The 19,261-nt window shown below is 36.5% G+C and carries 29 protein-coding genes; 28 read left to right on the plus strand and 1 reads right to left on the minus strand.

Annotation, left to right across the window (positions count from 1 at the left end):
- Nucleotides 1-10 precede the first annotated feature (10 nt).
- The 15 genes from AC0YN6_RS28635 to AC0YN6_RS28705 all read left to right on the plus strand — a co-directional run bounded on the left by AC0YN6_RS28635 (nucleotide 11) and on the right by AC0YN6_RS28705 (nucleotide 10,353).
- Nucleotides 11-277, plus strand: a complete 267-nt coding sequence (locus AC0YN6_RS28635; protein ID WP_475751418.1) for a hypothetical protein — start codon at nucleotides 11-13, stop codon at nucleotides 275-277.
- Nucleotides 278-457: 180 nt separating this feature from the next.
- Nucleotides 458-853: an Imm10 family immunity protein gene (locus AC0YN6_RS28640; protein WP_475751420.1), complete on the plus strand. Its 396-nt coding sequence runs from the start codon at nucleotides 458-460 to the stop codon at nucleotides 851-853.
- A 194-nt stretch (nucleotides 854-1,047) separates the two neighbouring features.
- The gene (locus AC0YN6_RS28645) at nucleotides 1,048-2,055 is read left to right on the plus strand and encodes a phosphotransferase (protein WP_475751422.1); all 1,008 of its coding nucleotides are present in this window, start codon (nucleotides 1,048-1,050) and stop codon (nucleotides 2,053-2,055) included.
- Nucleotides 2,056-2,214: 159 nt separating this feature from the next.
- A complete protein-coding gene (locus tag AC0YN6_RS28650; RefSeq protein WP_475751423.1) occupies nucleotides 2,215-2,691 on the plus strand; it encodes a UPF0158 family protein in 477 nt (158 codons plus the stop codon).
- Nucleotides 2,692-2,878: 187 nt separating this feature from the next.
- Nucleotides 2,879-3,001, plus strand: coding sequence for a hypothetical protein (locus AC0YN6_RS28655; protein WP_475751425.1), 123 nt, complete (start codon nucleotides 2,879-2,881; stop codon nucleotides 2,999-3,001).
- 97 nt (nucleotides 3,002-3,098) lie between these two features.
- The gene (locus tag AC0YN6_RS28660) at nucleotides 3,099-3,449 is read left to right on the plus strand and encodes a GNAT family N-acetyltransferase (protein ID WP_475751489.1); all 351 of its coding nucleotides are present in this window, start codon (nucleotides 3,099-3,101) and stop codon (nucleotides 3,447-3,449) included.
- 166 nt (nucleotides 3,450-3,615) lie between these two features.
- Nucleotides 3,616-4,482, plus strand: a complete 867-nt coding sequence (locus AC0YN6_RS28665) for a phosphotransferase (protein ID WP_475751427.1) — start codon at nucleotides 3,616-3,618, stop codon at nucleotides 4,480-4,482.
- Between the two features lie 207 nt (nucleotides 4,483-4,689).
- Entirely contained in the window at nucleotides 4,690-4,965 is a 276-nt protein-coding gene (locus AC0YN6_RS28670; protein ID WP_475751428.1) for a hypothetical protein, read from the plus strand.
- Nucleotides 4,966-5,132: 167 nt separating this feature from the next.
- Nucleotides 5,133-5,570 carry a hypothetical protein gene (locus AC0YN6_RS28675; protein WP_475751430.1) on the plus strand — a complete coding sequence of 146 codons (438 nt, stop codon included), beginning with the start codon at nucleotides 5,133-5,135 and terminating at the stop codon, nucleotides 5,568-5,570.
- A gap of 203 nt (nucleotides 5,571-5,773) precedes the next feature.
- Nucleotides 5,774-6,322, plus strand: a complete 549-nt coding sequence (locus AC0YN6_RS28680) for a VanZ family protein (protein ID WP_475751432.1) — start codon at nucleotides 5,774-5,776, stop codon at nucleotides 6,320-6,322.
- 284 nt (nucleotides 6,323-6,606) lie between these two features.
- Entirely contained in the window at nucleotides 6,607-7,287 is a 681-nt protein-coding gene (locus AC0YN6_RS28685) for a class I SAM-dependent methyltransferase (RefSeq protein WP_475751434.1), read from the plus strand.
- A 133-nt stretch (nucleotides 7,288-7,420) separates the two neighbouring features.
- Complete coding sequence (locus AC0YN6_RS28690) at nucleotides 7,421-7,768, plus strand: hypothetical protein (protein WP_475751436.1); 348 nt, start codon at nucleotides 7,421-7,423, stop codon at nucleotides 7,766-7,768.
- Nucleotides 7,769-8,345: 577 nt separating this feature from the next.
- Nucleotides 8,346-9,017 (plus strand): HAD family hydrolase, encoded by a 672-nt coding sequence (locus tag AC0YN6_RS28695; RefSeq protein WP_475751438.1) that lies wholly within the window; start codon nucleotides 8,346-8,348, stop codon nucleotides 9,015-9,017.
- A gap of 145 nt (nucleotides 9,018-9,162) precedes the next feature.
- Complete coding sequence (locus tag AC0YN6_RS28700) at nucleotides 9,163-9,807, plus strand: M24 family metallopeptidase (RefSeq protein WP_475751440.1); 645 nt, start codon at nucleotides 9,163-9,165, stop codon at nucleotides 9,805-9,807.
- Nucleotides 9,808-9,963: 156 nt separating this feature from the next.
- The gene (locus AC0YN6_RS28705) at nucleotides 9,964-10,353 is read left to right on the plus strand and encodes a hypothetical protein (protein WP_475751442.1); all 390 of its coding nucleotides are present in this window, start codon (nucleotides 9,964-9,966) and stop codon (nucleotides 10,351-10,353) included.
- A 68-nt stretch (nucleotides 10,354-10,421) separates the two neighbouring features.
- Here the strand turns inward: AC0YN6_RS28705 and AC0YN6_RS28710 are convergent, their stop codons facing one another.
- Nucleotides 10,422-11,195 carry a hypothetical protein gene (locus tag AC0YN6_RS28710; protein WP_475751444.1) on the minus strand — a complete coding sequence of 258 codons (774 nt, stop codon included), beginning with the start codon at nucleotides 11,193-11,195 and terminating at the stop codon, nucleotides 10,422-10,424.
- Nucleotides 11,196-11,404: 209 nt separating this feature from the next.
- Here AC0YN6_RS28710 and AC0YN6_RS28715 point away from each other — a divergent pair, with 209 nt between their 5' ends.
- From AC0YN6_RS28715 to AC0YN6_RS28775, 13 genes are all read left to right on the plus strand, one after another.
- On the plus strand, nucleotides 11,405-11,992 hold the full coding sequence (locus AC0YN6_RS28715; RefSeq protein WP_475751445.1) for a hypothetical protein: 588 nt from the start codon (nucleotides 11,405-11,407) through the stop codon (nucleotides 11,990-11,992).
- Nucleotides 11,993-12,169: 177 nt separating this feature from the next.
- Nucleotides 12,170-12,538 (plus strand): hypothetical protein, encoded by a 369-nt coding sequence (locus AC0YN6_RS28720; RefSeq protein ID WP_475751447.1) that lies wholly within the window; start codon nucleotides 12,170-12,172, stop codon nucleotides 12,536-12,538.
- 219 nt (nucleotides 12,539-12,757) lie between these two features.
- On the plus strand, nucleotides 12,758-13,465 hold the full coding sequence (locus tag AC0YN6_RS28725) for a class I SAM-dependent methyltransferase (RefSeq protein ID WP_475751449.1): 708 nt from the start codon (nucleotides 12,758-12,760) through the stop codon (nucleotides 13,463-13,465).
- A gap of 124 nt (nucleotides 13,466-13,589) precedes the next feature.
- Nucleotides 13,590-14,345: a creatininase family protein gene (locus AC0YN6_RS28730; protein WP_475751451.1), complete on the plus strand. Its 756-nt coding sequence runs from the start codon at nucleotides 13,590-13,592 to the stop codon at nucleotides 14,343-14,345.
- A 102-nt stretch (nucleotides 14,346-14,447) separates the two neighbouring features.
- Nucleotides 14,448-14,618, plus strand: a complete 171-nt coding sequence (locus AC0YN6_RS28735) for a hypothetical protein (protein WP_475751453.1) — start codon at nucleotides 14,448-14,450, stop codon at nucleotides 14,616-14,618.
- A gap of 223 nt (nucleotides 14,619-14,841) precedes the next feature.
- Nucleotides 14,842-15,375 carry a nucleotidyltransferase domain-containing protein gene (locus tag AC0YN6_RS28740; protein WP_475751491.1) on the plus strand — a complete coding sequence of 178 codons (534 nt, stop codon included), beginning with the start codon at nucleotides 14,842-14,844 and terminating at the stop codon, nucleotides 15,373-15,375.
- A gap of 28 nt (nucleotides 15,376-15,403) precedes the next feature.
- The gene (locus tag AC0YN6_RS28745) at nucleotides 15,404-15,616 is read left to right on the plus strand and encodes a DUF6366 family protein (RefSeq protein ID WP_475751455.1); all 213 of its coding nucleotides are present in this window, start codon (nucleotides 15,404-15,406) and stop codon (nucleotides 15,614-15,616) included.
- A gap of 305 nt (nucleotides 15,617-15,921) precedes the next feature.
- The gene (locus tag AC0YN6_RS28750; protein ID WP_475751457.1) at nucleotides 15,922-16,335 is read left to right on the plus strand and encodes a hypothetical protein; all 414 of its coding nucleotides are present in this window, start codon (nucleotides 15,922-15,924) and stop codon (nucleotides 16,333-16,335) included.
- A gap of 88 nt (nucleotides 16,336-16,423) precedes the next feature.
- Nucleotides 16,424-16,798, plus strand: coding sequence for a DUF2750 domain-containing protein (locus AC0YN6_RS28755; protein ID WP_475751458.1), 375 nt, complete (start codon nucleotides 16,424-16,426; stop codon nucleotides 16,796-16,798).
- 164 nt (nucleotides 16,799-16,962) lie between these two features.
- Nucleotides 16,963-17,394, plus strand: coding sequence for a DUF3888 domain-containing protein (locus tag AC0YN6_RS28760; protein ID WP_475751461.1), 432 nt, complete (start codon nucleotides 16,963-16,965; stop codon nucleotides 17,392-17,394).
- Nucleotides 17,395-17,542: 148 nt separating this feature from the next.
- Nucleotides 17,543-17,794, plus strand: a complete 252-nt coding sequence (locus tag AC0YN6_RS28765) for a DUF3986 family protein (protein WP_475751463.1) — start codon at nucleotides 17,543-17,545, stop codon at nucleotides 17,792-17,794.
- Between the two features lie 232 nt (nucleotides 17,795-18,026).
- Nucleotides 18,027-18,371, plus strand: coding sequence for a hypothetical protein (locus AC0YN6_RS28770; RefSeq protein WP_475751464.1), 345 nt, complete (start codon nucleotides 18,027-18,029; stop codon nucleotides 18,369-18,371).
- A 218-nt stretch (nucleotides 18,372-18,589) separates the two neighbouring features.
- Nucleotides 18,590-19,246 carry a hypothetical protein gene (locus tag AC0YN6_RS28775; RefSeq protein ID WP_475751466.1) on the plus strand — a complete coding sequence of 219 codons (657 nt, stop codon included), beginning with the start codon at nucleotides 18,590-18,592 and terminating at the stop codon, nucleotides 19,244-19,246.
- Nucleotides 19,247-19,261: the final 15 nt, after the last annotated feature.

Consider the following 19,261-nt stretch of genomic DNA (forward strand, 5'->3'; position numbering starts at 1 on the left):
GCTTAAAAGAATGACTTCTATGATAGATAGGATGATTAGTATTAATAACTACAAAAACAAAGTAAAATGGTGTGTGATTTGTGACCAGGGCTGGGTTGAAATTTTAAAAGAGGCTGAATCAAACAAGCTAATTCTATGTTGTAGTGAATGTGAATCAACTTGGGAACATCCTAACTATGTTAATAATGCTGAAAAAGCATCTTCAACAGATGAACTACTGGTCGAACCTGATGATGACGAAATCAAACACTGGGAGAAGTATATAATCGAACATTGATGGAACTGATGAACACATAACAGGTGGTTAAACTAACGGGTAACGATAGTTCAATACCATGAGGGCTGCCAACGGGCGGCCCTTCGTTACGCTAACTGGCTGTTATGCTCAATACCAATATGTGTTAACATGATATACAGGCGCAATAGAGTAGAATTGTTAAAGGGTGTTGAAAAACGGATGCAAAAATTACAAGCCAATTTTCTGTATTCAAATTCTGATGAGGAGATTGATGTCGTTCTGGTTGGTTTTGCTGATGATGAATATGATACTAATGAGTATTTACTTTTGCAAAAGTCAATGAAAAGTGATGAGCAGGACAAAACTCTTGGATTAGATAAAGTACACATTACATACAAGGAAGATATGTGTTCAACCTATGGAGTGGTTGAAAAATTGATTTTAAAGAGCAGTTCAGTTGAAATATTTCTTGATTCCGATACTTCGAAGGAGCTTCAAATTGCAAACCATCTAATTGTGGAGTTCCCCATAAATTTAAAGGATGTCCATGGAATAAAACAACATTTAGAAATGATGTTTCAGGATGAGGTTGGAGTATTTGAAAGCAATTTATAACTGAGACTGAGAGATAGCTCGTTACGCTAACGAGGAACGATTGTTGAATAATACACATGAATGAGCAGGCTCTGCGATGGTCTTCTCATTTTATTAAGCTAACGGGCAGTTTAGTCGAGTAACACCTTAGCAGAACCAACAACTTATGGTAATGTAAAACTAAGTTAGTAAAAGCTGAGGAAGGTGTTTCAGTTATGGATAACATTAAGTTACTTCAAGTGGCAGTAAAGCAATATGGATATAATCCTGAAGATTTGGTTGTCGAAAAAGAGCTTCAATCGAATACTTGGCATGGGGATTTACATTTTAAAATTCATTTAAAAGAAAAGTCGTTCTCAGCAAGATTTATTAGCCATGAGCGATATGAAAGTAGCGTATTTGTTAAATTAACGGATAAAGTTCTTACAGAACAAATTAAATATTGCAATTATCTGCGTGAATCTGGAATTCCTTTTATGAAGCATCGGTCAACTGTTTATAATGAACCATTTACTTTGGTTAATGATGGGGAAAAGGAATGGAGATTCGTATTATTTGAGTGGATTGAAGGTGAACATATTACTCATTGTACTGAGTCCGTATCAGAAAAATTTAGTAAACTGGCACGAAAGATTCACGACATATCAGTAAAATTTGAAAGTGAGGTCTTTACGAAAGAATCCCATGTTTATGGTTCAGAACAATTTCTTGAAATGATTCGTAGAGAATTAGGCTCAATCAAGTTTACGGCAAGAACAGACGAATTGTTACAAAACTACATATCTCTTGTAGAATATCATATAGAAAAAGCCAAATCTGAATCATTGGAGTTCATAGTTCAAAGTGACCTAAACAATCTAAATATACTGTGGGATAGTAACGGTGAAATCATTGGAATCGTTGATTTTGAGTCAATCACTTATACGGATAGAGTAGAAGGCTTAGCATGGCTAATAAAATGGTATTCACGACCTCATGGAATAGGCTCCCATGAAATGTTTCCTGCTCTTGGAAAGGCTGTCTTACGCGGTTATGAGGCAAAAGAAATTCTTAATCAAAGTGATTTTAGCAGACTCCCTTCATTGCTATGGTTATCAGGTTGTTTAAATTGGAATTTTACTGCTCAAACAATAAATTTAATAAAGAATAATGAAGATATACTCCTAAAAGAACATCTAACTAAGTATTTAAAACGTGGGGAAAAACTTGTATCCCTTATTTAATGAAATATACTCAAAATGCTAAACCATATGTTATTGAACTAACGGGTAACAATTGTTGAGGATGAGTTAAATTTACTAAAGTGGCTCCTCTTTGATTTATTCAGGTATTTTAAATAAACTGTATTGTAGAAGGGATTTCAATGAAAGGACAGGTATGAAATGAAGAAAAAAGCAGTGGTAAAATTAGATGATCTAATTAATGAAATCGAAATTCAAATGGATGAGACATTTACCTTTATAAACACTCAGACAGGAGAAGTTATAACATTATCGAGAGACGAGATGAGAGCGGCTGAAGATGAAGAGCCACTTGAAAAATATCCAGAATGGCAAAGAGAGAACATTGAACAAGCAATAAAAATTATAGAGGATGAAGACGAGGTTTACCTCGATTTCACATTAAGAAACGAGTACCATGAGTATGAAATTGTAGAAGAATTTATCAGGACATTAAGCGAAGTAGAGGTTCGAGAAGAATTGTTTGGAGCAATTCAAGGAAGAGGGGCATTTAGAAGATTTAAAGACAGGATCAGAGAACATGATGTCGAAAAACAATGGTATGAATTCAAAGAAAAAGAGATAAAGGAATTAGTTATTGAATGGTGTGAAGAGAAGGATCTTGTAATAGCTGAATGAAGTAATATTTGTTTGTGTTATCGAGAAATAAGAGTTGAATAAAATAAAGAGCTGACTGCGTGAACAGTCAGCTTTTCTGTTTTTGGCTATTCAGCTAACGGGTAGGATAGAGACAGTAACATATAGAAATAAATTGTAAATATTGCGAGCTGCTAGTTTCAAATTCTACATATTGAGGAGATAAATTGTGCTGATACATAAAGGAACAGTTCCGATAAAAACGAAACGGCTGGTTTTACGTAAGTTTGCAAAGAACGACAAACATGCGGTATACCACAACATGACAAGTGATGCTCAAATGACTAAATAATTTGTCGTGGGAAACTCATGAATCGCTGGAAGAAACGGCTGAAATGCTTACCAAATGGATATCAGGATACGAAAATCCCGAGTTTTACCGTTAGGCGATTGAGTTTGAAGATGAAGTGATAGGTTCAGTTCATTTGCTTGATATATCAAATAAGTCATGTCGTTGTGAATTGGGCTATTATATCGGTTCAAAATGGTGGAATATCGGTATTGTAACGGAAACCGCTTATGAAGTCATGAGATTTGCATTTGAAGAACTAGGCATGCACAAAATAGTAGCATGGTACCATGCAGACAATGCTGCATCTGGACATGTTATGAAAAAGCTTGGAATGGTTCTAGAAGGGACACTTAGGAAAGATACACTACTTAAGAATGGAGCTTTTAGCGATGTAAAAACATACGGGGTATTACTTGAAGATTGGAACAATATGAAGACGTTAAGCTAACGGGAAACGATAGATGAATAACACATAGTTGAGCAGGCGCTGCGGTGGCCTGCTTATTTTATTGAGCTAACGGGCAGGATAGTTAAAATATATCCAAACTGTACCTAGTATTTAAATCACCTGAGAATTACAATTGAAATATATGGTGAAAGCTCAGGAGGCAGTAATGACACTAAAACTAGATGTTAACGACATCATTAAAGAACTTCGTGAAATAAGTGTAATTGATTCTACCTCTAAACTTACTAATAAGATGGATGGAACCACAGATGGACTCGTATATACTCTTACTGTCAATGACGAACCGAAATACGTGTTGAAGCTGGATAGCCCACAAAATATTTCCTTGGTGGAACAATTACATCAATATTATATACATAGCACTCTATTACCTAAGCTGCTCTATACCAAACTTGATAAAACGTTCATTTTGTATTCTTACATTACTGGTACAACCCATTATAATCGAGGTTCCAAAATAAACTGGTTAACGCTTTTGGTCGAAGAACTCTTGAATCATTATGAAATTTATCAACAAGCAGACAAGTGGGGCTTCTGGACAGAAGATCCGTGCCATACTTGGCGTGATTTTATTGATCAGGGTGTAGAATACGCTCGAATTAATGTGGGTATCCATTTACCATCCGAGGATTATTATAAAGTGAAATCATTTGTTGGAAACATATCGAAAGGTGAAGAACATGAAAGATTTTTGCTTCACGGCGATTGTGGTGTTCATAATTTCGTTTTTGACCAGAACACCTTAACAGGAGTTATCGATCCTTCCCCGATTGTCGGTCCTCTGTTATATGATTTCATATATGCTTTTTGCTCCTCTCCTGACGATTTGAACCTTGAAACATTAATTCCAGCATTCACTTTGCTTAAACACGAACCTATGGAAAGATCAAAGCTAATTGAAGAAGTGATCATTCAGCTTTATTGTCGAATAGGGATATGTTTAAAACACCATCCACATGATTTGGATGATTACTTAAAAGCGTGGGATTACTGGAAAATTCTTATTCCTTAATTAACAGAGTTTGAATAGAGGTAAATAGACAAAAAATACGGGCAGCGTTACTAATGAAGGTGAACCCTTTATTGTATGAAATTCGAGAAAAAATAAGCTAGTCTCATTGTGCTAACGGGGAACGATAGTTCAACTGACATGGCTGCCGCTTAGCAGCCTTTTGTTCAACTAACGGGCAGTAGAGCGTGGCAGTAGCCAGCCGCAGTTATGAAGAAAATTAGTGGCAGTATTTTGCTTGTGACAGCCATTATCATCACGACCGTATTACTTTATGATTTCTTCACAGTATCAAAAGTGGAATCAAGGCAAATCGCTGAAAGATATATCGCTAGTCAATCGTTTAAATGGAACGTTGGAGGGATAAGCAGGGAAAGGGATTTTTGGGTTGTATACTTATCTCCAGTAGATGCTGTTAAGGAAATTACATGGCTCTACATTGATAGACGTTCGGGGGAAATACAAAAAATCGCAGAGACCGAGTAACAAATTATGCCCAATATTGATAAATTCATTGAACCAACGGGTACTATAGTTGAACAAACAAGGAGGAGTTTGCTGCGGCAACTGCTCCCTTTATTTGTTAAGCTAACGGGAGGATAGTGCAACATAACTTCTCATTGATCGTCTGTAAATGCAAAGGAGGTTTACATATGAACTTAATGAGACCAGTTTTTATTGGTACCGCACTGTTGATTTTATTCCTATCAGGCTGTGGTAATTTTCAAAAGGATAAGGAAAATAATATACAGGTATCGAAATCAGTTGAGACAGAGGAACCAGTTTCGATACCGATCAGTTCCTCTATTCCCTTTGAAGATCGAATACCTAGTGATGATAGTGTATTAAGAAAAATTGCTTGGGAACAAGTAAGTGACAACGCGAAAGAAACTGTTATCGGCGACTGGAAGGAAGCCCCCATAGATAAATCGAGTTTTGAACAAGTGCCAATTAAGAAGAACTCTATAAAGACATCAAATAACATTTATAAGGTTACCTTTAAGACAAATCAAGACGATTTAATTGGGGCAATAGGGATTTACATCGATGCTGTATCAAACCAGGTTGTAGGAAAAGACGCTCGTAAATAAAACATGGTTATTAGGGTAGTTGGATTAGTGGGGCGGTAAATGCCGTAGCCTTTGTTAAACTAACGGGAAACGATAGTTGAATAACGTATTGATGAGCAGGAGCTGCGGTGGCCTGTCATTTTATTAAGCTAACGGCCAGGATAGTTTAATTATATCGACGAATACTTAATGTCAAGGCGATATGATTGGGGGATATACTTTCAATGGGTAACTTTAGCATATACTGGGGAATTTTCGGCAAGTATTTCCCTTTTGTTTTGACTACATTGATCACTATTTTTATTGTGTTTGCTATTATTTATTACAGAAGACAAAAGAGTGGAGATCAATTAAATGCCATCAGAACGACAATGAGTGAACTGGTTATTTCATTAGTTATGTTAGGCATACTGTCTGTATCACTCTTACCTTCGAACAGTTATTTAACTTTTCAATTCAGCATTAAAATACAACTAATTCCTCTGCTGGCAGGGGATCTGGAGTATTTAATCAATGTAGTCATGTATTTAGTTCTGATTTCTTTTGTGACATTTCATACAAATGCGAGAAACGTAAATCCAATATTTTTTGGCATGATGCTTTCATTATTCATTGAGGTCATGCAATATTTATTACCAACAGGTAGAATAGCTAGTGTTACTGACTTAATTTTAAATTCAATGGGATCAGTGATAGGATTCTGCATCGCAAAAATAATATTGTCTGGAATCCAGATGGTTTCAAACACGCGTCCGATAAACGAGCGAACTTGAGTTTATTAAAGAGGTTGCTTCGGTAGCTGTTTGTTAAGCTAACGGGAAACGATAGTTGAACAAACATGGAGTAGTTTGCTGCGGCAGCTGCTCCTTTCTTTGTTAAGCTAATGGGCAGGATAGTCAAAACGTTGGTGTCGTTGATTATCTTATGATAGGATTGGAATATATAGGAAATGGAGGCGATTTACATGAAAAGTAATAACTATAATGGGCCAAAAAACGGGGAACACAGCGCATAATTAGCCCTTTAACTGCGACTCCCCATAAGGGAGAAAAATGTCTTGAATAATCCTTTTCTAAATATCCAAAACCCAACTCCATTAGGCGCGGGATCATACGAAATGGCACTGCCACTGATTACTGCTTTAGAATTGAAGCCAGGTATGCGTGTGTTGGAAATAGGCGCTGGCACTGGTCAAGTTGCGGCAACGTTAGCTAAACATTGGGGAGTAGCTGTTATTACTTTAGAACTGTGGGAAAATTTGAATGTTATCCAAGAATACGCATCAGTTCTAGGCGTAGAAAATAACGTTCTGGCAGTGAAGGCGAACGCTGAACTTATGCCATTTCCTGACGAATCATTTGATGCAGTCTTTAGTATCGGTTCCTTTTTTATGATTGAGGATAGGAAACAAGCTCTGAAAGAAATCACACGCGTTACTCGTATTAACGGTTTTTTTGGTTTTGCGGAGCCTTTGTGTACATTGAATCCAGTGCCGCCTGGTTTGGAAAATTTCGATATCTTTCAATCTTATAAAAAATGGCTTCGGACGTTGGACTGGAATCGTAATTTACTTCGAGGTCAAGGTTTTTGTATTACGGAAAGCTATTACTTCAGTGAGGGTTACCAATGGATGCTCGATAATTTCCAATATTACGATGGCGAAAAGGATTTTATTCTGCATGATGAAGGACGTTGGTTGGGGCTAGGGCTCACTGTTGGCAAGAAAGTACGGCGGTGAGTGTTAATTTAACAGGGAACGATTTTGAACAACGAAAGGGCTACCGAGTGGTAGCCCTCTTTTCTATTGAACTAAAGGGCAGGATAATTGAAGACATGATAGTATAATCTCTATAATTGAAACGAGGTGGACTATGCGGTTAAGTTCAAGGCCACAAACAGGAATAAGGCAAGTTTCCAAAAGCTTTAGGCTATTGTATCCTCTGGAAGACCAACTTAATGTTTACAATCAGGAAGATGTAATAGTTTCAAATAGAATTAGCACCGTTCAAATATTTTTTGACACAGATATAACTGATGATGATAAAGTAAGGATTTTAAGTCTTAGGGATAACATATTGCAGGTTGAAACTTCCCTAAATTGGGAAGAGTTTTCCGCTTTGGAAAGTTCTGAAACAGTAGAGATTACCTTTCGGGTGGATCAGACAGAAGGGTATAAAGCTGTTGGTTTGAGCGTTGTTTCTAGGCAACCACGCGAATGATGTCAGACCGAAACATTAAACTAACGGGACACGATAGTTTAATACTGAAAAGGCTGCCGCTTGGCAGCCTTTTGTTCAACTAACGGGCAGTTTAATGGATGAATTTACTTGTTGATTCAAGGTTCTATTTACATATTAAATATAGAATAGTAGGTAAAAGAAGTGGAGAGAAAAAATTGAACAAGAAAGAACTTGTGCTTTATTTAATTTCAGGCTCGATTGTATATGGCGGAACAATTATTATATTAAATAGCTTTCTTTGGACCTTATTTTTTTTATTATTCATAAGTTTGTTAATCACTCTTAGGGTTTCTAATACAAATCATAGTTTCGGTAAACAATTTTTTAGCGTTTGTATGGGGCTTTTCTTTTTTGGGTGGATTGCTGTAATAATTATCTTGATGGTTAAAGCGTTGTTTATGTACTTGTACAGTTTATTAAGCTAACGGAGAACTATAGTTTAATACTGAAAAGGCTGCCGCTTGGCAGCCTTTTGTTCAACTAACTGGCAGGATAGCGCAATCACTTTAAAGAAGTATTAATAGAAAACACTTCAATCTCTAGTGGAGGAATAAGAATGATTTTCTTTGATTTAGATGGGACACTTCTAGATTTTAAGGGTGCAGAGTTCTTAGCCGTTCATGCGTTTCACAACCAATACAGCTCTTTATTCAATTTTACTGATAATCAAAATGATTTTTATCAAGAATGGTGCAGTATCGGAAAAAAACATTATTCACGGTTTTTACAAGGCGAGCTGTCCTTTGAGCAACAACAAATTGAAAGGATGAAAGAACTTTTGGGCGAGCTTCAGGATAGTGAAGCTGCGGAGCATTTTCAATATTATTTAAAGAGCTTCGAAAACAATTGGAGGCCCTATGAGGATGTTATCCCTTGTCTTCAGAACTTAAAAGATAATCGGCTAGGTATTATTACGAATGGCGATCTAAATCAACAAAGACAGAAGCTTGAACGAATGGGAATTTCGGATCACTTCGAAGTTTTGATTGCCTCAGGGGACGTTGGATTCTCTAAGCCAAATACAAGGATTTTTGAAATAGCGTCTGAAATTACTGGTAAACACCTGCACGAGATTACATATATAGGTGATGATTTTTCGTCAGATATCGCTCCTTGTGAAAAGCTCAATATGAGAGGTATCTGGTTAAACAGGCGGAATGAACTTCTTGAAAGGCCTGTTGAGCGAATGATAACAACTTTAAATGAACTCTATGAACATCTATCATAAAACACCTCACAATAAGATTGCTTGCGGCATGATTGTTACGCTTACGGGACACGATAGCACTACATTTAGAAATTGTGCGTTATGTACTAAGGAATATGACAAATCAAATCGATAAGATCATCAGCAAAATTTATGGAGGCAGCAAATGATATTTAGTAAACAAGTTGAACTATCTAGGAAAGCACAAGATATTGCAGTCCAATCATGCCAGCGTTCGAAAGAGTATTTAAAACCAGGTATTAGTGAGAAGGAATTTGCGGTTATTTGTGAAAATATCATGAAGGAATTAGGAGCCGAAGATTTGTGGTATCCGATGTTGGTCAACTTTGGTACTAACAGTATTTATTGTACTAGGGGTGACCATTTGCCTTCTGACGATATCTACTTAAGAGAGAACGATATAGTCCTTGTTGATTATAGTCCACTTGTTTATGGTTATTGGGGGGATTATTCCGAGACTATTTTAGTGGGGGATGATTTATTTTATTCGGGTTTGATAAACGATGCAAAAGAGATTTTTGAAAAAACATTTGATTTTTCAAAAAATGCAAACACCATCGGAGAAATATTCAATTATTGCAGTGAAATAATCAATTCCAAAGGGTATGAACTTCTTGATCCGTATGGTAACATTGGACATTCCATTGAAAATAATGCGAATCAGGATAAAAGGATCTACATATATCCAGAAAATAACGATGTTTTATTACAAGGTAAAAACTGGGCAATTGAACCCCATATAGGGAAAAATGGTTTTGGTGCAAAATTTGAAAATGTTATTGAAAAGTAGAAATTTCGAACGCCATTGCAGTGTTCGTTACGCTAACGGGGAACGATAGCTCAATGACAACAGGCTGCCGAATTTATCGGCTGCCTGTTAAACTTGACAGGTTTTCTTAATACATTTGCATATACTGGGTAGATTAACCAGTGAGGTGAATTTTAAGTGAAACTAAGTCATGTCATACTAGCAATAAGCTTTCTTATTGGACAAACTCAAAACCATGAGGATAAACGCGCACAGCTTTTACGTGTGTATACGGATTTACCCAAAGAATCAGGGTGGTGGGTTGTTCCAAAAGGTGTTAGTAAGATGACAATCCATGCCGAGGCCAAAAATACAGAAACCGTTCTATTTTGGTTAATCCCGACAGGAACGGAGACCTGGAGTGAAAGAGAACTCATTGGTTATGACAAAGATGGAAATGATGGATGGTCTGTAACATGGAAGTTCGGCAATCTGAGACTTCATGACCACATTCATGTTCAGGCGTTGGGAAGCGATAGTTATACGCAATCTAATTCATCCATTAATATAACTACAAAAGAACCATAAAGGCATTACGCTAAATGGCAGAACTAGTTACAATTAAAGCCATGAAAAAAGACGCTAATTAAGCGCCTTTATCGTTTTCGTTCTTTTGCTTTCTGTATTTGTTTTAACCAAAAATCTGGTGGTTCGTAAACAATGAGTGAGTGATCAAGTTCATGTCCAAGGGGAGTTGCTAATTGAATAAGCAACAATTTCTTTAAATCCGAAGGATGTAAATCACCTGTTTTAACGGTCAAGACTTGCACTCCATTTCTTTCGGGAGTACCCACGACAATTAATTGGTTTCCTTTTGTATATACATCGGTGACATTCGTTTGGAAAACAACGATATACAAATCAAGATCAGTTTTATTTTGAAACATGGGGAAATCAATGCCAACGTTTTGTTTGAAATTTAACTCGCAAGATATTCCAATGTCATAAGTGACAAAAAGCCGATGGAGTGCGTAATGTATTCGCGTAGGAACATAACTCCATCTGCCTCCCCAATCTGTGCTATGCCAATGTTCTTCATATACGGGTCTTTTATAGTTAGGGTCATTCTTTATAACGTTGAAGTGAATTTTTGTTCCTTTATCCATTACCTCAGAAATAGGAATGGTATCGGAAGGATAGTGTTTTTCGGTTTCTATTTCCCAGGGTAATGTCACAATTGTAATCGGTTTAGGTGGCTCAAGCTGTTGTAAACGTTTTTCTAGATCTTCTATACTTTTATTTACATCTTCGGTGTCATTTGAATGAGAATCTGGAAACCCTTGTGCATAAGAAGTTGTGAATGAAACTAAGAAAGTCAATAATATTGATATCGATATCCTTAAAACATAACCATGGCGTACTTTTGACATTCTCGTCACCTCATGGTTATGTTTCTACTTTATAAGCAGTTTTATGTAAGAAATTCCATTGAACTAACGGGGAACAATAGTTTAATACTGAAAAGGCTGCCGCTTGGCAGCCTTTTGTTCAACTAACGGGCAGATTAGTTGAATAGTACAGACAGTCATTAATCATAATCATCTAGGGAAGAATACCTGAAAAAAGAGCAGGTGCGATAATGAAAATGAAACTGTATGTTTTAATTATTTACTGTCTGTTTGTCAATGCATCTTCCACCACTTACGCTGATCAATCTCCGAATAATGAACGTGTACCTTTTGAAAAAATCTACTTTGAATCTGGTTACAAATCTGTGGACGATGCCGTACTGGAATTTGAAAAACACTTCAATCGAGACATCGAACTGCCAGTCATGTTACCTCCAGTAGCATTCACACATGTTTTTGGAAAGTGCAATATCGATACTAATTATAATATTAATGATAAATTACGAATCGAATATGTTAGTGATAACTCGGCCCCGAATCACTACGTAATTGATATTCGACCAGCAGCACAAAATCAAAAAGAGATTATACGAAAAAATAAGGTCATCCGAACATATGAGTTAGAGGATGGAACAAATGCTGTATATGGCACTATGTTTAACGAACGTATAAACGCTCTTGTCTTTGAAAGAAACGGTTGGCAGTACTGGGTATGGGTTGATAAAAGAATTGAGAATAAAGTGCCTGCAGATACTTTAATCGAAATAGCCAATTCTATTGGATTAGAAGCTAAGTACAAAGTGAAGGTGTTAAAATAAGTTTGCTTTCTCGTTCAACTAACGGGAGACGATAGCGGAGGAGCTTCCTATGTGATAGCTCCTCTTTTCTATTGAACTAACGGGCAGATTACGCTAATGAAGAAACTCAAAAAAGGGATTTAAAAGTTCCTACCGAAATAAGTAAAAAACAAAAAAATTAATGGGGAGGATAATTATATGTCATATGATATTCATATTACCCGTGCTGAACGATGGATCTATAGCGAAGAGACACCAATAAATTATGAAGAATACGAAGAAATCGTAAAAAACGATAGCAGTTTCAGAGTCGCTCATGGCCCAGTAACCGAATTAGAGGGAGTAACCATAGAACACGAAGACGGGCCGCTTTATATCTGGACTTTTGAAGGTGAAGATGCAGCTATTTTTTGGTACGACATGGGAAAATTATACATACCACGAGCCCAAGATCATGTTATTGAAAAAATGATAGATCTGGCTAGTAAGTTAAATGCAATAGTACAAGGCGACGAAGGAGAAACCTATTACTTGGACGAAGGCAAGGTTTCTTATCGATTTGATTAATTACCTACAGGGGTTCCACTAACGGGATACAATAGTTTAATACTGAAAAGGCTGCCGCTTGGCAGCCTTTTGTTCAACTAACGGGCAGGATAGCTTAGTCATGCGATACCAAATGATTATAGGCAAATACTATTAGAAGTATAGATATTATATATTATTTTAATGAACTGAATTGTTATATGATTTGAATTGTAATGGAATTAATTGGAGGTGTGCGCAGTGGACAACAGTAAAAATAATAATAATGATGTAGTTCTAAAGTTTAATCAAGTTGCGAATGCGTATGACAAGCAACGTAGGAATCTTATACCCTGTTTTGATGATTTTTATGGTACAGCGGTATCAATTGCTGAGACAGGAAACGAGACCCCAAGTATTTTAGATTTAGGTGCTGGTACGGGATTATTGTCATCTTTGATGCTAAAAAAATATCCGAAAGCAAACCTCACTTTGATTGATATTTCTGAAAAGATGATAGAAGTAGCTAAATCGAGATTCGATGGTATGAATAATGTAAAATACATTGTCGCTGATTATACAAATTATGTTTATGAAAATAAGTTCGATGTTATTGTGTCTGCCCTTTCTATACATCATCTTCTAGATGAAGAAAAAAAGGTGCTATACAAAAACACTTTTCAGAGTTTGCGGGAAGGTGGGGTGTTCATAAATGCCGACCAAATTCTTGGTAACACAAAGTTTCTCGATTCATTATATAAAAACGATTGGAAAAGAAAAGTAGAGTCCAGTGAATTATTAAGAGAAGAAATTGCTTCTGCGTATGAACGAACTAAACTTGATAAAATGGCAATTTTAGAAAGTCAGATAAGATGGTTGAAAGAGATTGGTTTTTCGGATGTAGACTGTATATATAAGTATTATAATTTTGTTGTCTTGTACGGCAGGAAAATTGACAGACAAGATTGAACTAACGGGCAGAAGAGTTCAATATTCATTTGTAGGTATAGTTTAGTTATAGGCATTTTCAACAGCTTTAAAATGGTATAATTTAATACATATTATGTAATCGTGCTTTTTAGGGAGTGTTAGTATGCTTAGTTTTAAGAACACGACAACGGAAATTTCAATTAGCGGGATTGACACTGTTGTTCTATCGGTAGGGGCAACCGAACAGTTTGGACCGTATTTGCCAATGCATTTAGATACGCTTATGGCAGAGTTATACGCTGATGCTTATGGGAGAGAATTGAATGCTTACGTTTTACCTACAATCCCGTTTAATACCTCTGAAGAACACGCCAATTTCAAGGGGACAGTTACGGTAAGTCCTAATATTTTGACAGCCATGTTGGAGGAAATTATTTGCAACCTAATAAGACAAGGTTTTAGGAAGTTTTTGGTGTGCACTGGACATGGAGGCTCATATTGGGAGGGGGCATTTGTCAAGCATATTAATTACAAGTACCCTGAGATAATCTTAATTTCCGCATATCATAACAACCAAAATGCATGGGAAGAATCATTAGAAATGGCAGGCTTACAAGGCTTGAACGAAATGCATGGTGGTTTATTGTCCGTTTGTACAGCTATGTGGCTTTGTCCTGAATTGGTTAAAACAAAATCAATGGGTTCAGACATACCTTCAGAAAACCGTCTTTACGCAGATTACTTAGGATGGGACAAACTTACTCAAGATGGTTGTTGGGGAAAGTTCGAAGAAGGAAGTTATTCACACGAAGAATTGGCTGAAAAAGGAAGGTTTTTTTGGAATACATTTATCCAAAAAAGAACGAAAGGTTTGAAACAATTCCTAGAAGAGGGATACCGTCGAAAAACTCAAAGATGATTCAACTAACGGGGAGCGATAGTTCAATAAAACAGCTCCTCGCGATCCGTTGCTGAAACTTGGCTCCTTTTCGAAACTAGGATACGACAGGGGGATTTTTGCATGACCGATGATAATGTGATTCCATTTCCAAATCAAAAGACCGCGCTGCAGATCGTTCAGGAAAATCGAGCCAAACGCATAGCAGAAGAAGCCATCCTAATCGCCGAAATCGAGGAATTGAAACGCAAACTTGGTGAATCAGAAAGACAGACGTTCGATTTTAAGGAGTGATTGAATTTATCGTTCTTGAAATCAAATACAAAGCGCGGTAGGGGCTCGCGGAATTAAACTAACGGGTAACGTTAGTTAAATACAAAATGGAGCAGTTGCAGTCGGCAGCTGCTCCATTTTTCATTACGCTAACGGGCAGGATACTGGAACAATGGTGAAGAAATAAACTGGAAATGAGACTGTGAGGTGAGCTCTAATCGAAAAGTGTGTTGAAGTAAACAAAATAATGAATGAATTTCGTATGCCTTGGGCTATTGCTGGAGGATGGTCGATCGATCTCTATCTAGGCAAAGTAACACGAGATCACTCTGACATTGAAATAGCTATTTTAAGAGACCATCAATTAGCTATACGAGAATATCTGACTGGTTGGGATTATAAGAAGGTCCAAGGTGGGAAAATAATAACGTGGTCTGAAAATGAAATATTAGAACTGCCTATCCATGAAACCTACGCAGAAAAAGTTACTGAGAAGATCGAGATCCTCTTAAATGAATCCGACAATGATTGGTGGATATATCGCAGGGATTCTCGAATACAACGAGAGATGCAAAGAACGATATTAATTACAGCTAACGGAATCCCATACTTAAGTCCTGAAATTACATTGCTATTCAAATCAAAGAACCCAGAACCAAAAGACGAAATGGACTTTAAGAATATTGTTAATTACCTGAATGATGAACAAAAAACTTGGCTGCAAACATCGCTTAAGCTCGTATATACCGAGCATCCTTGGATTGAGTCACTAAACTAACGGGCAGGTTTATTCAGGAGGTGGTTAAATGGATTCTCGAAAAGAAACACCTGAAGAACTAAGAGAACGTTTAAGACAAGAAGAATTAAAAAACAACCCTTTTGGTGCGTTTAGTGATGGAGTAAATCGTGCTGAATTTGGAAATTTAGCTGGTTTATTTGGCGGTTTGAGGTGGAAAGGAACTGGAATAATAATTTTATTATTGGTTATAGGGTATATAATTTACAAATTACTATATTAAAAATTATAGGGACGATAATACATTTTTCACCACTTGCTGGAGCTAAAAGATGATCTTGAACGAATGAAATACCAGCCAACAAAGGATGAAGAAGACGAGGACTTTGAAGAATAAATTGATGAGCTATTAGCAAGGATTAATTGAACTAACGGGACACGATAGTTGAATGATACACATTGATGAGCAGGTACTACGGTATCCTACTTTTTTCATTGAACTAACGGGCAGTTATCTTCAATAGCAACAGCTGCTAAAATTTACGCCAACACCTAAATTACCGAATTACCATTGGGGGTATAAGATTAATGAGCTACGATTTAATGGTATTTGAAAAAACGAAAGCTCCAAAAACAAAGAAAGATTTTATGGCTTGGTATGAAAACTTAACAACCTGGAGCGTAGATGTCGACTATAACGAGATATCACACACAACTACATCACTACAAAATTGGTTTCAAGAAAGTATTAAAACATTTCCGACAATGAACGGTACATTTGCACCATCTGATGAGGAAATAAACGAGAACGAGGAGCTAGAGAAGAGATTAGCCGATTATTGCGTTGCATCGAATGCTATTTATATCGCCTTTGCATGGTCAGTAGCTGAAGAGGCGTATGAACATGTTCGCAAGTTAGCAATTAAGCATGACGTTGGATTTTTCAATGTTAGTGATGATGATGGTGAAATTATTCTTCCAGATGGTTTAAAGATTGAGTAACGTTCTTGAATTAACAGAAAACTAGGAAAATGAAATAAATGATTGAGCTAACGGGTAACTTTAGTTCAATTCTTAAGGAGAAGATATTTTGAATCAGAAAGAATTCGAAGCCATCATCAATCTTCCAGCGAATATTCGATATGAGTACTTTATTAAGAAGATTGCTGACTCTGAAGAAGTTTGGGGGTTGTATGATGACAGTTGGGCAATGACTTCAGACATTAACGGGAGATTGCTTATTCCATTCTGGCCAAAGAAAGAGTTTGCGGAGTATTGTGCCTTTGAAGAGTGGTCTAATTATAACGTACAGAGTATCTCATTGGACGAGTTTATTAATGACTGGTTACCTGGTATAGAGGAAGCACAGCATAAGCCGTCCATCTTTTGGAACAGAGATGATTCTGCAGTTCTTGAGGTTCACGTGCTGCTGAATGATATAAAGCAGGAACTCGAAAATTATTGAACCGTCATTACGCTAACGGGGAACGATAGTTGAACACCGAAAGGGCTGCCATGTGGTAGCCCTTCATTACGCTAACGGGCAGTTTAGGTTAATGAATAAACCTCTCTTTTCTGGACAGATTAATCTATGTTTGGTGGATTAAGGTAAAGGAAGGATCGAGGTTCTTGAGGGTAATAATATGCTTTGTAATCCTATTCTCATTGGTTGGAACGCAATTTTGTAATGCAGTTGATGAGAAGCCACTTAAGGACTCAAGAGAATTGCAACTTCAAGATATGCTCGTATTGCTTTTGCTTCCTCATATGAGAGAGAAACTTGCTGAGGCGTATTCGGATGTATTTTCTGTACCAGGTTCACCCGATATTTATCCTTATTTTGTTGATGTGAAGGATATAAAAAGGGTTAATGGCTTCCGTGGTTTTGATTTTTTGATTACTCTTGATGTACGTCCAACAGTTGGACCTCATATCCCTGTCGGTGAAGATGTTTTTATATATCGAATCTCGCCAGCTGGAGTTGAGCTTAAAAATTTTGAACATGTTAGAGGACCAGATAAGAATGATTTCCCCCCAAATTATCAAGATCTTTTGAGGTAACGGGACACGATGATATACATTGATGAGCAGGTACTACGGTATCCTGCTTTTTTCATTGAACTAACGGGCAGGATAGTTGAATAAACCATAATGTTTAGAACCTATACTTAGTGGTGAATTATTCTGCAATGAAGGAGTTAAAGAATAAATGGAAATAAGCCATTGGCACTTGGGGTATTACAAGGATGGCAATGATATAGAAGCTGTTGTTTTTTTTGAAGATGGCAAATGGGTTGTTTACTACGATGATAGTCATGATACGGGTTTGTTTGCAAAGACTCAGCCAAGACATGAATTGTTTGGTGCTGTGATTTTAAAGGTGTATGACTACGAAGAAGCAGAAAATAAATTTTATGAATGGGTAGAAAGCATTCTACTTCCATATAGAAAAAAACGCTAGTCCTATGTTACGCTAACGGGGAACGATAGTTGAATAACACACATGATGAGTAGGCGCTGCGGTGGCCTGTTCATTTTATTAAGCTAACGGGCAGGATAGTTGAGTTGGCCATCAATATACATAATTTAACTCTAATTGGACAAATAAATTCTATTAAATAATCCCCTGTCATAGAAATAAATTAGGAGAACGCCATAGCGGATTAAATGATACAAGTAACTGGGAGGAGTAAATGATGAAGTTTAAGTTTGTTATTCTAATTTTCCTGTTTATTTTGTCTGCTTGTGGTAATTCTCAACTAGCAACATCTGTTCAAGTAAAAAAAGAAAGAATCGGATTGCTTCCAAGTCATGTTAAGTGGAATCAACAAGATTATAAAATAACTGGGCAACAAGTTGTATCAATTGGAAAGCCTTTAGGTACAACAGAATCCAACAAGGTGTTCGGTTCAAAAAAAGTTTATCAAATACCAGGGATAGACTATCAGAAAGAAATTGCAATTCTTCTGTCTTCCAAATACTTTATAGCATCATATAATGTTACGCATGATAAGGTGGAACTCATCACAAGTGAATAAAACGATAAATTAATTTATTAACCTAACGGGAAACGATAGCTGAATAAACACGATGATACGGCTGCCATGAATCTGGCTGCCGTATTCTTAACTAACGGACAGTTTAGCGGAGTAGTTATTCTTTACCATTTCTGCGAATAATAAAGGATATTTTCAACTTTAATCGAATAAAAGAGCTACATATTTGCTTTGTAGTTATTTAATGATGGGGGATTTGTATGAAGAGTTTTTTTGATGAATTTCAAAATATTGCTGTTAATTCAGGCGGTTACATCGTCTATAAGATGGATGGTACATTTGAGTATACTGAGGACAATGATATGTCTTGTACAGTTGTAGACAGTAATTTATTGTACCAATTAATACTGAATTATTGTGAGGTAAAGCTTGAGCAATTTTCCAAGACAACAAGTAATAATCAAGTATATGCCTATGTTCTATATGTTGATCCGTACTATAGTGACATCATCATTTACGTAAATACGAAAGATGCATTGAATTCCTACCTGGAACGAAAACAGCTAGAACCTAAAAGACAAGAATGGCAAAAGTATCATGGTATTGGGGATTTTAAATATATGATCCATGAAGAATTGCCTGAGCCCTTAAACAGCTACATGAAACTTTATCTTAAAATCTATGATGGACAAGGGAAACCACGGTTTGATCATGATGTTACAGTTAAAAATGAGCTATTCGAAGCGGAGCTAGTTTCTATCGCTGAACGTGTCATTAATACTTTAAAGCCTTTCACCATGCTGAACAAATCAAAAGACTTTGCTGGATATGTATCTGATCAAGACAGGCAGTATTTTGATAATACTATTGATAAAGAAACATATGAGAAACACATTAAATTATCTTATGTATTGTAGTGTATTAACTGGTCG

The organism is Paenibacillus sp. J22P15 (assembly GCF_056269345.1).

What these genes read in the sequence shown, in the direction of transcription:
- AC0YN6_RS28635 (WP_475751418.1), top strand. Translation starts at nt 11, where the DNA reads ATGACTTCTATGATAGATAGGATGATTAGTATTAATAACTACAAAAAC.
- AC0YN6_RS28640 (WP_475751420.1), top strand. Translation starts at nt 458, where the DNA reads ATGCAAAAATTACAAGCCAATTTTCTGTATTCAAATTCTGATGAGGAG.
- AC0YN6_RS28645 (WP_475751422.1), top strand. Translation starts at nt 1,048, where the DNA reads ATGGATAACATTAAGTTACTTCAAGTGGCAGTAAAGCAATATGGATAT.
- AC0YN6_RS28650 (WP_475751423.1), top strand. Translation starts at nt 2,215, where the DNA reads ATGAAGAAAAAAGCAGTGGTAAAATTAGATGATCTAATTAATGAAATC.
- AC0YN6_RS28665 (WP_475751427.1), top strand. Translation starts at nt 3,616, where the DNA reads ATGACACTAAAACTAGATGTTAACGACATCATTAAAGAACTTCGTGAA.
- AC0YN6_RS28670 (WP_475751428.1), top strand. Translation starts at nt 4,690, where the DNA reads ATGAAGAAAATTAGTGGCAGTATTTTGCTTGTGACAGCCATTATCATC.
- AC0YN6_RS28675 (WP_475751430.1), top strand. Translation starts at nt 5,133, where the DNA reads ATGAACTTAATGAGACCAGTTTTTATTGGTACCGCACTGTTGATTTTA.
- AC0YN6_RS28680 (WP_475751432.1), top strand. Translation starts at nt 5,774, where the DNA reads ATGGGTAACTTTAGCATATACTGGGGAATTTTCGGCAAGTATTTCCCT.
- AC0YN6_RS28690 (WP_475751436.1), top strand. Translation starts at nt 7,421, where the DNA reads ATGCGGTTAAGTTCAAGGCCACAAACAGGAATAAGGCAAGTTTCCAAA.
- AC0YN6_RS28695 (WP_475751438.1), top strand. Translation starts at nt 8,346, where the DNA reads ATGATTTTCTTTGATTTAGATGGGACACTTCTAGATTTTAAGGGTGCA.
- AC0YN6_RS28700 (WP_475751440.1), top strand. Translation starts at nt 9,163, where the DNA reads ATGATATTTAGTAAACAAGTTGAACTATCTAGGAAAGCACAAGATATT.
- AC0YN6_RS28710 (WP_475751444.1), bottom strand. Translation starts at nt 11,195, where the DNA reads ATGTCAAAAGTACGCCATGGTTATGTTTTAAGGATATCGATATCAATA.
- AC0YN6_RS28715 (WP_475751445.1), top strand. Translation starts at nt 11,405, where the DNA reads ATGAAAATGAAACTGTATGTTTTAATTATTTACTGTCTGTTTGTCAAT.
- AC0YN6_RS28720 (WP_475751447.1), top strand. Translation starts at nt 12,170, where the DNA reads ATGTCATATGATATTCATATTACCCGTGCTGAACGATGGATCTATAGC.
- AC0YN6_RS28730 (WP_475751451.1), top strand. Translation starts at nt 13,590, where the DNA reads ATGCTTAGTTTTAAGAACACGACAACGGAAATTTCAATTAGCGGGATT.
- AC0YN6_RS28735 (WP_475751453.1), top strand. Translation starts at nt 14,448, where the DNA reads ATGACCGATGATAATGTGATTCCATTTCCAAATCAAAAGACCGCGCTG.
- AC0YN6_RS28745 (WP_475751455.1), top strand. Translation starts at nt 15,404, where the DNA reads ATGGATTCTCGAAAAGAAACACCTGAAGAACTAAGAGAACGTTTAAGA.
- AC0YN6_RS28750 (WP_475751457.1), top strand. Translation starts at nt 15,922, where the DNA reads ATGAGCTACGATTTAATGGTATTTGAAAAAACGAAAGCTCCAAAAACA.
- AC0YN6_RS28765 (WP_475751463.1), top strand. Translation starts at nt 17,543, where the DNA reads ATGGAAATAAGCCATTGGCACTTGGGGTATTACAAGGATGGCAATGAT.
- AC0YN6_RS28770 (WP_475751464.1), top strand. Translation starts at nt 18,027, where the DNA reads ATGATGAAGTTTAAGTTTGTTATTCTAATTTTCCTGTTTATTTTGTCT.
- AC0YN6_RS28775 (WP_475751466.1), top strand. Translation starts at nt 18,590, where the DNA reads ATGAAGAGTTTTTTTGATGAATTTCAAAATATTGCTGTTAATTCAGGC.